Origin of the sequence: Novosphingobium mangrovi, from assembly GCF_022818885.1 — a bacterium.
GTDB classification, from domain to species: Bacteria; Pseudomonadota; Alphaproteobacteria; order Sphingomonadales; family Sphingomonadaceae; genus Novosphingobium; species Novosphingobium mangrovi.
Genome location: NZ_JALHAT010000003.1, coordinates 18162 through 30365, shown reverse-complemented (window position 1 = coordinate 30365; position 12204 = coordinate 18162). Strand labels below are relative to the sequence as shown.

The 12204-nt window shown below is 64.5% G+C and carries 10 protein-coding genes; 8 read left to right on the top strand and 2 right to left on the bottom strand.

Going from position 1 to position 12204, the window contains the following annotated elements:
• Positions 1 to 10 precede the first annotated feature (10 nt).
• The 5 genes from MTR65_RS02315 (at position 11) to MTR65_RS02295 (ending at position 5367) form a co-directional block, all read left to right on the top strand.
• Positions 11 to 1240 carry an NADP-dependent isocitrate dehydrogenase gene (locus tag MTR65_RS02315; RefSeq protein ID WP_213501350.1) on the top strand — a complete coding sequence of 410 codons (1230 nt, stop codon included), beginning with the start codon at positions 11 to 13 and terminating at the stop codon, positions 1238 to 1240.
• Positions 1241 to 1542: 302 nt separating this feature from the next.
• Positions 1543 to 2424: a PAS domain-containing protein gene (locus tag MTR65_RS02310; RefSeq protein ID WP_243796738.1), complete on the top strand. Its 882-nt coding sequence runs from the start codon at positions 1543 to 1545 to the stop codon at positions 2422 to 2424.
• Between the two features lie 102 nt (positions 2425 to 2526).
• Positions 2527 to 3021: a hypothetical protein gene (locus MTR65_RS02305; protein ID WP_243796736.1), complete on the top strand. Its 495-nt coding sequence runs from the start codon at positions 2527 to 2529 to the stop codon at positions 3019 to 3021.
• Between the two features lie 190 nt (positions 3022 to 3211).
• Complete coding sequence (locus MTR65_RS02300) at positions 3212 to 3703, top strand: TadE/TadG family type IV pilus assembly protein (RefSeq protein WP_243796735.1); 492 nt, start codon at positions 3212 to 3214, stop codon at positions 3701 to 3703.
• An 11-nt stretch (positions 3704 to 3714) separates the two neighbouring features.
• Positions 3715 to 5367: a pilus assembly protein TadG-related protein gene (locus MTR65_RS02295; RefSeq protein WP_243796734.1), complete on the top strand. Its 1653-nt coding sequence runs from the start codon at positions 3715 to 3717 to the stop codon at positions 5365 to 5367.
• Between the two features lie 124 nt (positions 5368 to 5491).
• Here MTR65_RS02295 and MTR65_RS02290 read toward each other — a convergent pair whose 3' ends face one another.
• Positions 5492 to 6088: a hypothetical protein gene (locus MTR65_RS02290; protein WP_243796733.1), complete on the bottom strand. Its 597-nt coding sequence runs from the start codon at positions 6086 to 6088 to the stop codon at positions 5492 to 5494.
• A 103-nt stretch (positions 6089 to 6191) separates the two neighbouring features.
• On the opposite strand from MTR65_RS02290, the gene MTR65_RS02285 reads away from it, so the two are divergent.
• The 3 genes from MTR65_RS02285 to MTR65_RS02275 all read left to right on the top strand — a co-directional run bounded on the left by MTR65_RS02285 (position 6192) and on the right by MTR65_RS02275 (position 8302).
• On the top strand, positions 6192 to 7262 hold the full coding sequence (locus tag MTR65_RS02285) for a PA0069 family radical SAM protein (protein WP_243796732.1): 1071 nt from the start codon (positions 6192 to 6194) through the stop codon (positions 7260 to 7262).
• A 115-nt stretch (positions 7263 to 7377) separates the two neighbouring features.
• Complete coding sequence (locus MTR65_RS02280) at positions 7378 to 7872, top strand: hypothetical protein (protein WP_243796731.1); 495 nt, start codon at positions 7378 to 7380, stop codon at positions 7870 to 7872.
• Between the two features lie 130 nt (positions 7873 to 8002).
• Positions 8003 to 8302 (top strand): hypothetical protein, encoded by a 300-nt coding sequence (locus tag MTR65_RS02275; protein WP_243796730.1) that lies wholly within the window; start codon positions 8003 to 8005, stop codon positions 8300 to 8302.
• Between the two features lie 86 nt (positions 8303 to 8388).
• On the opposite strand, the gene dnaE is transcribed toward MTR65_RS02275, so the two are convergent.
• Positions 8389 to 11991 carry a DNA polymerase III subunit alpha gene (gene dnaE, locus MTR65_RS02270; protein WP_243796728.1) on the bottom strand — a complete coding sequence of 1201 codons (3603 nt, stop codon included), beginning with the start codon at positions 11989 to 11991 and terminating at the stop codon, positions 8389 to 8391.
• Positions 11992 to 12204 lie beyond the last annotated feature (213 nt).

Sequence of the window (12204 nt, the reverse complement as noted above, 5' to 3'; positions counted from 1 at the left end):
CTTTTCTCGAATGGCAAAAATCAAGGTAGTTAACCCCATCGTCGAAATGGACGGCGATGAGATGACCAAGATCATCTGGGAGTGGATCCGCGAACGCCTGATCCTTCCCTACCTCGACATCGATCTGAAGTACTACGACCTCTCGGTCACCAAGCGTGACGAGACCGACGACCAGATCACCGTCGACGCCGCCAACGCCACCAAGGAATACGGTGTCGCCGTCAAGTGCGCCACGATCACCCCGGACGAAGCCCGCGTCGAGGAATTCAGCCTCAAGAAGATGTGGCGTTCGCCCAACGGCACGATCCGTAACATCCTGGGCGGCGTCGTCTTCCGCGAGCCGATCGTCATCAGCAACGTGCCCCGTCTGGTTCCGGGCTGGACCGACCCCATCGTGGTCGGCCGTCACGCCTTCGGTGACCAGTACCGCGCCACCGACACGCTGATCCCGGGCCCGGGCAAGCTGCGCCTCGTGTTCGAAGGCGAAGACGGTCAGGTCATCGACAAGGAAGTATTCGACTTCCCGGCTCCGGGCGTCGCCATGGCGATGTACAACCTCGACGAGTCGATCCGCGACTTCGCGCGCGCCTCGTTCAACTACGGCCTCAACCTCAAGTGGCCGGTGTTCCTGTCGACCAAGAACACGATCATGAAGGCCTACGACGGCCGCTTCAAGGATCTGTTCCAGGAAGTGTTCGACACCGAAGGCTTCGCCGAGAAGTTCAAGGAAGCCGGCATCACCTACGAGCACCGCCTGATCGACGACATGGTCGCCTCGGCACTCAAGTGGTCGGGCAAGTTCGTCTGGGCCTGCAAGAACTACGACGGTGACGTGCAGTCGGACACCGTTGCCCAGGGCTTCGGCTCGCTGGGTCTCATGACCTCGGTTCTCATGGCGCCCGACGGCAAGACCGTGGAAGCTGAAGCTGCCCACGGCACCGTGACCCGTCACTACCGCCAGCACCAGCAGGGCAAGGCCACCTCGACCAACCCGATCGCGTCGATCTTCGCCTGGACCCGTGGTCTTTCCTACCGCGGCAAGTTCGACAACACCCCGGACGTCGTCGCCTTCGCCGAGACCCTCGAGCGCGTCTGCATCGAGACCGTCGAGAGCGGCAAGATGACCAAGGACCTCGCGCTCCTGATCGGTCCGGACCAGAGCTGGATGACCACCGAGCAGTTCTTCGAGGCGATCGTCGAGAACCTCGAGAAGGAAATGAAGGCCCAGGGCCTCGGCTAAGCCGAAACCCGGCTTCCTTCATCGGAACCGACACGCGGGGCGGGCTGGACATCCAGCCCGCCCCGTTTGCGTTGGGACGAGGCACATAGGCGGCCAATACGTTCACTATGGATCATAGTCGCTGCCCGAAATCTTAAAAAAGTGTTATATAGTTGGCTCGTACCCTGCCCTTCGGGATCGCAACGTTCGAGACGCAGCAGGGCCATGGATCCATGTGAACGTGGACCACACGAAAACCCTGCTGCCCGTTGCAGTCGACCTGGCCAAGACCGGGTTGGAGAGAGAAAGAGGGCACGCCAGGTATGGGCTACGTCTCAGCGGCCGAATTCGTGCGCAAGTTTGCGCGGTTTCGCGATGAAGCACACGATTCGCCAGTTTTCATCACCCACCACGGGCGCGAGACGCACGTGCTTTGCCCCATCGATCTGTGGAACCGGATCGGCGGCGGCGAACCGGGCGAGAACCCCAACCAGCGCAACGAATCGGCCAATTTCGCGCTTGCCGACTGGATCGACGACGGCATCATCGCCTGCGACGAGAACATGCGCGTCGTCTACGCCAATCGGAATGCCCACGCCCTGACCAAGTCGCGGCCCGGCACGCTGATCGGCCCCACGCTGATCGAGGCCCTTCCCTGCATCAGCGGAAGCCTGCTCGAAGTCCAGGCCCGCCAGACGCTGGTGCATGGGCACCCGAACATGGCCGACATCCCCTCCCCCTTCGTCGAGAACGCCTGGCTGCGCTTCCAGACCTTCCCGCTCGAGGACCGCCTCGCCATCCGCCTCCACGACATCACCCAGGACGTCGAGCGCCACTTCAAGGCCAACGTCAAGGAAGCCATGATCGAGGCGCTCAACAAGCATGGCGGCGTGGCCTATGCCCGCGTTTCGGTGCGCGGCACCATCGACCGTGTTGATGCTCCTTTCTGCGAAATGCTCGACCTGCCCGAGGAGCGCCTCATCGGCGTCGCCCTCACCGACCTTGTCGCGGTGGCCGACAAGGTGGCCTTTCGCGAAACACTCGAAGGCGTGCTGCGCGGCGGCGAGCCGGTCCGCCTGCACACCCATTTCCTGACCAATCGGGGCGAGACGATCCCGCTGTGCATGGCGCTGGTGAAGCTCGAAGGTGTCTACGGCAGCGAAGGGGCCATCGCCGTCTTGACCGACGAGAGCGACAGCGCCTGAATCCACCTGCCTGCTGCGGGGCAAACGCCAAGTGCCGTCGTGATGCGTGCGGCCAGCCGCCCGAAGCTTGTCCGATCCGGTTCAGTGTTCCAGGCTTGAGCAATGCCTGTCCCCGACTACCCAACCCACAGCCGCTTTTCGACCCTAGCCAAATCCGCAGCAGTGGGAGCCTATGCGGGGACGGCTCTATTCGTGCTGGTCATTGCCATCGTTGAAACGCAGCCCTTGTCCACGTTCGCACACGAAGCGTGGATCATTCCGGTTCTCATCGCCGGGTATGGCACGGTGGCCATCCCTTTCACGGCACTGGGGTTATGTCTCTTTGGCCTGCCTCTTCGCGCGCTTCTGGGGCCCTGGCGCGACGCCCCCTGGATGGCTCTGCTCGCCGCACTGTGTGGAGCCGTGACGGGGCTCATCTTCTTCTGGCTTTTCACCGGCCTGACTTGGGGGCCACTTACCCTTGCGACCTTCAGGAGTGGCGCATTCGGCATCACTTGGGGAGTGCCCACAGGGCTCGCGTATTGGCATTTCGAGAGGAAGGCGTCTGCCCCTCCCGGAATGGCGGGGCGGACAAAGGTAAACAGAAAATTGCAGTGACCATCTGCCCAATACGAAGGTTGGCGGGAACGGGCCTTTCCACGAAATTAACTACCACTGCAACTAGCTGAGACAGCGACCACTTTTCCCAAAGGCAGCCTGTGTAAAATACGAAGGCCACCCTTCAGGGCCTTCAAAGTCTCCTTCGCATTCCGCGCGCATCCTGAACGTGGAGATAAGGAGAGAGACGATGACCAAGGCTATCGGAGGAGCCATTTACCCACGTTACGCGCGGCCTCGCCGCATTCTGGCCCCCGTCGCGCGCCGCCTGTCGCGGATCCGCCGTCTGCCCGCCCACACGGGCGGCGCGGTCCTGGTGGAAGCTGCGCTTGCCCTTCCCGTCCTCATCATGCTGCTTCTGGGCGTCGTGACTTACGGCGGCTGGTTCATGGCCGCCCATTCGCTGCAGCAGGTCGCCAACGAGGCGGCCCGCGCTTCGGTCGCCGGGCTCGATGCGGGAGAACGGCGCCAGCTGGTCGACACCAGTGTGGCCGACAGCGTCCTGCACACCGGCACGCTCGATCCGGACCTGGTGACCGTGCAGACCGGCCTCGACGGCCAGTATTACCGCGTCACCCTCGTCTACGATGTCACCCAGGCCGAAATGTTCAGCAACTCCCTGGTGCCCCTGCCCGGCGACACGATCGCGCGCGCAGCCACCGTCCAGCTTGCCGGGATCTGAGGAGTTGGCCCATGAAAGCACGCACAACATGCCTTCGTACCCTTCGCCGCGACAACGAGGGGGCGGTCACCGTCATGCTGGCAGGCTCTCTGCTCATGCTGATGGGGGTGGCCACGGTCGCTGTGGATCTGGGCGCGATCTACCTCGCTGAGCGCCGCCTCCAGGGCCTGGCCGATGCCGCTGCGATGGCCGCCGCACAGGAAAACGCCCTCGAAATGCGCCGCTCGGCGGTCCAGGGCCTCATCGACCAGAGCCGCGAGGCCGACATCGAGATCGCCGAACTCGAAAGCGGCACCTATCGCCAGGACAAGATCGTGCCCCTGGACGAACGCTTCCAGCTTGGCGGGGAGGACAGCGCCGCACGCGTCCACCTTGTCCAGACCGTCCCGCTCTTCTTCGGGCGCGCGCTCGGTTTCGAAACGGCCACGGTGCGCGCGCGGGCTACGGCCGCGCGGATCGACATGGCGGCCTATTCGCTGGGTTCGAGCCTTGCCACCGTATCGGACGGCATTCCCAACGCGCTGCTCTCGGCGCTGATCGGGACCGAGCTCAACCTCTCGGTGCTTGATTCGCAGAACCTTGCCAGCGCCGACGTCGACCTCTTGGGGTTTGCCGAGGCCCTCAAGTTGCAGGTCAATGCGAACGAGGGCACCTACGCCGATCTGTTCAACACGCCTGTACCGCTGGGCGATGCGCTGCGCGCGATCGGCTCGACCGCCTCCGACAGCGCCACGGTTGCCCTCATCGACCGGATCGCGGACGAGGCCCCCTTCGTCGAAGTGCGCCTTGCCGACCTCCTCGATCTGGGTCCCTACGGAGCGCTTGACTACGATCCGGGCACGGCGGGCGTGGAGGTCGATGCCTTCTCGCTGGTGCGCATGCTACTGGAACTCTCGCACGGCGACACGCTCGACATCGAACTGGACCTGGCCGCCACCGGGCTCTCCAGCGTCCATGTGCGCCTCGTGCGCGGCTATGGACTGGCGCATTCCCCCTGGCTGACGATCACTGGCGCGCGCGATTACGTCCTGCGCACGGCCCAGGCCCGGCTGCTCGTGTCCGCGCGCGTGGGTACGGGGAGCCCTTGGCTGCCATCCATCGAACTCCCCCTCTACACCGAGCTCGCCCAGGCCGAGGCGACGCTCGACGATATCCAGTGCAGCGGCGATCCCGATAGCGACGGTGTGCGGCTTGGCGTGACCCCGGCCATCGGCACCATCGGCATCGGGCGGCCCGACGCGCAGGACATGGGCGACCTTTCGAGCCCGGTCACGCTTTCGCGGGCCACGCTCGTCAATGTACCGCTGATTGCGCGCGTCACCGCACTATCGGAAGTGTCGCTGGGCGGCACGACCGGCCCGCAGGAGGTCCTCTTCACCTTTGCCGACATTCGCGACAAGGTGACCAAGACCGTCTCGACGCAGGATCTCACCCAGTCGCTGGCGACCTCGCTGATCGCGCAGACCGACCTCGAAGCCCAGACCCTGGGCCTCTCGCTCAGCCTCTCCTCTGTCACCAACATCGTCGGCAATACCCTGTCCACGATTGCCCCGACACTCGATGCAACCGTGTTCTCTCTCACGCAGGCGCTCGGCGTCCGCCTCGGGGCCGCCGACGTACAGGTCAACAAGGTCCGCTGCGGAGTGCCCACCGTCATCGCCTGACGCATCCGGACCGACCCGCGGGAGAGCCTCCCCCTTTCTCTCTCCCGACACCTACCGGGCCCGCCGCCAGACCCTCGGCCGCGGGCCCGTTTTCCTGTGCGAGCCGGGACTCCTTGGCGACGGTCTACTGCCTGGAATGGTGCTGACCCCATCGCCATTTCCGAAAGGCCTGAACACCGGAACCAAGAGCCAGGGCACCGCCTATTGCGAGCCAGACGAGCGCCCAACTTTGAAATAGGTCTGTTTCCTGCGAATGTTTCAAAACCAGCCCCATGCCGATCGAGGCGACCAAGGCCAGCTTTCGGTACGTAATTTTTGAGAGCACGAGCCCGCGCGCTTGCTCCCTCGTCAATGCGGCACGCTCCGGCGTCCGATGCCGAAGCGCCCGAGCTGGTGCATTCCACGACCAATAGTAGAACACCACGAATGCTACCATGATCGCGTACACTCCGATCCTGATCGCGAACATGGACTCGGAGACGTCCCTGCCCCGATTGAACCAGGGTACCAGCACTGACAGGAGGACAATCGCCATGATCATCGACCAGTTCGCGTACCGGATGTGCGCGCAGTAGGCCGTTATGAATGCCTCCTTTTCCGCCTCGCTCACGCGATATTGCGCACCCTTCTGGCTCTTTCTGTAAAGGGCGCCCTCGGCATCCGCAGTGAACTGATCGGCAAACATTTGCCGGACGCGTTTGGAGCTGGAATGGGCAAACATCCTAATACGTTAAGTGCTTCGTCTGACTTCCGCCATCAAATTGGGGGGCACTGTTGAAGCCATACGGATGGACGGACACATGTGTTCCTGTTATGTTCCAATTATGGAAGCCATCAAGGGCCGCGGCGCGGTCAGCAATCAGACGAGTACGCGCTTCAATCTCACGCAAAGTGAGAGCGATGGCGACTGGCTTGACGAGCGAGAGCAGATCGACGGCCCTCCCCCTTCGGTCACGACGGTCGTCACCGAGTTGCACCCCAGAACAATCGTCTCGTTCAACCAATCGCCCGACATCCCCTTCGACCGCTCGATCAACGCGTACAACGGATGCGAACATGGCTGCATCTACTGCTTTGCCCGGCCCAGCCATGCCTACCACGATCTCTCGCCGGGACTGGACTTCGAAACCAGGCTCTTCGCCAAGCCCGATGCCGCCCGGCTGCTGCGCGAAACGCTGGCTCGCCGGAACTACCGCGTCGCGCCGATTGCGATGGGGACCAACACCGATCCTTACCAACCGATCGAGCGGCGCTACCGGATCACCCGGGACATCCTCGAACTGTGTCTGGAGGTCGGCCACCCGGTCAGCCTCGTCACCAAGTCCGACCGGATACTTGCCGACAGCGACGTGCTGGCCGAGCTGGCGCGGCGCGATCTTGTCAGCGTCGGGATCTCGGTCACCAGCCTCGATGCCCGCCTCTCGCGCCTGCTCGAACCGCGCACGGCAGCTCCTGCCAAACGCTTTGCCGCGCTCGAGGCCCTGAATGCCCAAGGTATTCCCGCCCACGCCATGATCGCGCCGGTCATCCCCGCAATCACCGACCACGAACTGGAAAGCCTGGTCGAGGCAGCCGCGAAGGCGGGCTCGCGCGGGGCCATGTGGATCATGCTGCGCCTGCCCCTCGAAGTGGCCCCGCTCTTTCGCGAATGGCTCGAAGCCCATTTCCCCGACCGCGCAGGCAAGGTCATGGCGATCATCCGCGAAATGCGCGGCGGGCGCGACAACGATCCGCGCTTTGGCGAACGCTTCCGGCCCCAGAGCCCCTGGGCCGACCTCGTGCGCAGCCGCTTCCGCCTTGCCATGAAGCGCCACCGCCTTGGGCCTCCCGGCGTCCACCTCGATTGCAGCCAGTTCCGCGCGCCCTCGCCCGACGGGCAGCTGAGCTTGCTATAGAGGCCCGGGCATGATCAGGAAGACACCGCCCATGCCACAATACACTTGCCTAATAACAAGTGCCGTGCGTTCATGGCGCACTTGCATTGCCCACCGTGCTCCCGGAGGAAAATCCATGAACGCCGCTCTCCTCGCGCTGGCTCTTGCCAGTCTTGCCCAGGCTGCAGGCGCGTCCCCAGCGCCGGACGGCCAGGCTAGGCTACCCTCGGTGAGCCGCGCGCAAGCCTGCACCCCGGGCTGCCTCTCCACGACCGAGGCGGTCACCTACGCCTCCTATCTGGGCTCGAAAGCAGGCGTTGCCGGGATCTTCGAGATGCCCGTGCGCGCGGTGGGCGCGCAAAGCGGCCACATCTACCTGAACTCCGAGCGCGACTACCGTGACCGCAACTGCCTGACCGTCTCCATTCCCATGCGCACTGCACGGCGCATGTTCGGCAGCGATGACCCGGATGAGATTGCCAAACACCTGAAGGGACAGCGCATTTTCGTGAAAGGCATCGCCCGGCAGGTCCGCATCAATTTCACCGCCAACGGCCAGCCGACCGAAAAGTACTATTTCCAGATCCACGTCCTGGCCGACCAGCCCGAGCAGCTACGCCTCGCGGTCTGAGGCACGACGAGCTCCCGTCCCGCACCTTCCGTCTCCCCGCTGAACGCGCGGTAATCTGCGGTTCATGGAACCGGAGGCGCGCATCCTTGGTTATTCCCGGCAACACGAAACAACAACGGGATGCGAAACCATGGCAGATGAATACGTGACCCACGAGCGCCGCACGACCACCGACGAACCGGCTGCGGCACAGCCTACCCACACCACCGTCATCCATGAGAGCAAGTCGTCCTCAGGCGGCAGTGGCCTTGTCATCGCGCTGATCCTGCTCGTCGCGGTTGTCGGCGGCTTCTACCTCTTCAGCCAGACCTCCTCGAGCGAGGTTGCGCGCGACAACGCCATTGCCGATGCGGCGCAGGATGTCGGCAATGCGGCCTCGCAGATCGGCGATGCGGCCGAGAGCGCGGCCGAAGGCGCCGCCAACAACTAAGGCCCCGCGCCCTCACACGCAAAAAAGGCCCGGCATTCCATGGGGAGTGCCGGGCCTTTGTGCGTGTTTCAAACGAAGCGCGCAAATCAGGCCGCGCGGCGCACGCTCTCGGGGCCCTGGCGGGCGATCAGCGAGATGTTCGAGAGCCCCTCGACACTGGCGAGTTGCTCGGCGAATTCGCCGTCGAGCGCAAAATCGCGACCCAGCCGCACCCGCTGGTCACGGCCATCGCCCAGCTTGAGCGTCGCCATCACCTCGCCCGTGCCCTTGCGCCCCGGACGCATGAGGAGCGCGAGTTCCTGCACCGCCTCGACCGTGCTGATGTCGAGACGCAGGAGCATGCGCGCGCCCGCCGTCACTTCGGCCAGCGGACGTCCGCTGCGCACGGTGACGCGCGGCGGCTCGTCCTCGCTCGGGCTGTCGAGCTCGACCTGAAGCAGCAGGCAGGCGTTTTCCTTGCCCCAGGCGACGAAGGCATCGACCATGTTCTCTTCAAAGCAGCAGGCCGAGAAGTTGCCCGAAGCGTCCGAGTAGTCGACCATGACGAAGTCCTTGCCCCGCTTGGTCTTTCGCTTCTGCACGTTCTCGACCATCGCGGCCATGACGGCGCCGGTGCGCCCGCCCTCACCGCCCCCTGCCATGAGGCTGGTGTAGGTGCGCGCGCCGTTCGCCGAGGCGACCGCACGGTACTGCTCGACCGGGTGCGCGGCAAAGTAGAAGCCGAAGACCTCGCGCTCCTTGGCCATCTGGTCCATGCGGCTCCAGGGCTTGGCATCGACCAGGCGCAGGCCCTGCACCGCGTGGTCCTCGTCCCCGAAAAGACCGCCTTGCGTCGAATTGCGCTCGCGCGCGGACATGTCGGCCTCGGCGAGCAGCGTGTCGGCGTTGGCGATGACCTTCGCGCGGTTGGGTTCAAGCCCGTCCAGGCCGCCCGCCGCGCCCAGGCTTTCCAGCAGGCGGCGGTTCATCGAGCCCGCCGGGGCGCGCCGGAACAGGTCATCGAGGCTGGTGAAAGGCCCGTTGGTCTCGCGCTCCTTGACCACCGCGTCCATCGCCTTCTCGCCCACGTTGCGGATGCCCGCCAGCGCATAGCGCACAGCGAGGCTGTCGTGGGTTTCCTCGACGATGAACTCGGCTTCGGACTTGTTGATGTCGGGCGGCGCGACCTCGATGCCGTTGCGGCGCATGTCGTCGACGAAGATCGCCAGCTTTTCGGACTGGTGCATGTCGAAGCACATGGCCGCGGCGTAGAATTCGTGCGGGTAGTGCGCCTTGAACCAGGCGGTGTGGTAGGCAAGCAGCGCGTAGGCCGCCGCGTGCGACTTGTTGAAGCCGTAGCCTGCGAACTTGTCGATCAAGTCGAACAGTTCGTTGGCCTTGGGCGCGTCGATGTCGGAGACTTCCTTGCAGCCCGCGACGAAGCGCTTGCGCTGCTTGTCCATCTCCGCCTGGACCTTCTTGCCCATGGCGCGGCGCAGAAGGTCTGCATCGCCCAGCGAGTATCCGGCCAGGATCTGCGCGGCCTGCATGACCTGTTCCTGGTAGACGAAAATCCCGTAGGTTTCCTCCAGGATACCCGCCAGCTTCTCGTGCGGGTAGATGATCTTCTCCAGCCCGTTCTTGCGTCGGCCGAAGAGCGGGATGTTGTCCATCGGGCCCGGGCGGTAGAGCGAGACGAGCGCGATGATGTCGCCGAAGTTGGTCGGCTTCACCGCCGCGAGCGTGCGGCGCATGCCTTCCGATTCCAGCTGGAACACGCCCACCGTATCGCCGCGCTTCAGAAGCTCGTAGGTGCCCGGATCGTCCCAGCTGAGCGTCGAGAGGTCGATCGTGATGCCCCGCCGCTCCAGAAGATCGCAGGCGCGGCGCAGCACCGAAAGCGTCTTGAGGCCGAGGAAGTCGAACTTGATGAGGCCGGTGTCCTCGACGAACTTCATGTCGAACTGCGTCACCGGCATGTCCGAACGCGGATCGCGGTAGAGCGGGACCAGCTTTTCCAGCGGTCGGTCGCCGATGACAACGCCCGCCGCGTGGGTCGAGGAGTTGCGCGGCATGCCTTCGAGCTGGACGGCAAGATCCACGAGGCGCTTCACTTCGTGGTCGTTGTTGTATTCCCGGAGGAATTCTTCCACCGGCGGCGAGGTGGAGCCGTCCTTCTCCTTCTTGCCGTTGAGCGCCTGGTCGAGCGTCCACGGGTCGGTCGGATGGTTGGGCACCATCTTGCACAAGCTGTCGACGCGGCCATAGCCCATCTGCAGGATGCGCCCGCAGTCGCGCAGCACCGCGCGCGCCTTCATCTTGCCGAAGGTGATGATCTGGGCGACGTGGTCGTGCCCGTACTTCTTCTGCACGTAGCGGATCGTCTCGCCGCGCCGGGTTTCGCAAAAGTCGATGTCGAAGTCGGGCATCGAGACGCGTTCCGGGTTGAGGAAGCGTTCGAACAGCAGACCCAGCTTGAGCGGATCGAGGTCGGTGATGGTAAGCGCCCAGGCAACGAGCGAACCAGCGCCCGAACCACGGCCCGGCCCCACAGGAATGCCGCTATCCTTGGACCACTTGATGAAGTCGGCAACGATCAGGAAGTAGCCGGGAAAGCCCATGCCCACGATGATGTCGATCTCGAACTTCAGCCGCTTGGCGTAGTCGATGAAGTCTTCGGTGACGCCCTTCTCGCGCAAGGCTTCGTAGGCGCTAGCCAGTTCCTCCCCCTCGAAGGCGAGCGCCTCGTCGAGCTCGGCTTCGGTGGCGTCGGGCCAGTAGGGGGCGAGACGGCGCGCCAGGCCGCGGCGCGAATCGCGCGCGAGCATCGCTTCCTCGCCCTTCTTGTCACCGGCAAGGCTGGGCAGCAGCGCCGGACGGCGCGGCGGGACATAGGCGCAGCGCTGCGCGACGACGAGGGTGTTGGCCATCGCCTCGGGCAGATCGGCGAACATCTCCTCCATCGCCTCGATCGGCTTGACCCAGCGCTCGGGCGAGGAGCGCGGACGTTCGGCCGCGTCGACCTGGGTGGAGTTGGCGATGCACAGCATGGCATCGTGCGCGTCGTGGAAGGAACTTTCCGAGTACTGCGCCGGGTTCGAGGCCACGAGCGGGATGTCGCGCGCATAGGCGAGATCGATCAGCGCCTCCTCGCTCGCGTCCTCGACCTCCTCGCCGGTGCGGGTGATCTCGATATAGAGGCGGCCCGGGAAGAAGCGTTCGAGCGCTTCGCAATAGCGGGTCGCCTCGGCCGTATCGCCCTTGGCGAGAAGCCGCGCGAGCGCGCCCTCATCGCCGCCCGAAAGACAGATCAACCCATCGGTGTAGCCTTCGAGCGACTCAAGCTCGATGTGCGGCTCCAGTTCGAGCGGGCGTTCGAGGTGCGCGCGGCTGACGTGGCGGCACAGGTTCTCCCAGCCGGCCTCGTTCTGCGCGAAGAGCGCGAGCCAGTCGATCGGACGATCCTGCCCCTGCGCCACGGCGCCCGGGCGTGCAACGGCAAGGAACGTGCCGACGATGGGCTGGATGCCCGCCCCCTTGGCCGCCTGGGCATAGGTGGGCGCGGCGTAGAGGCCGTTGCGGTCGCAGATCGCCATGGCCGGGAACCCCCGGGCTTTCGCCAGTTTCGCCATGGCCTTGGGGTCGATCGAGCCATCCAGCATCGTGTAGCTGGAGAAGATGCGCAAGGGTACGAAAGGAGAGAACGCCATATCCGCGATCTAGGCCCCGGGCTGCGGACGGATCAAGACCTTGCGGGCATCGAGCGGGGGATAGCCGCGCACGCGGGCGCATCGCAGACGTACGGGGCGCGGACGCTGGTTAACGCTAGAGCATGACTATCTGGCGCCCATCCGGCGAGCGATGATGCCCTCGCCGCCGCGATAATTACAAAATCTTCGTTATTATATAAACTTAGATCGTAA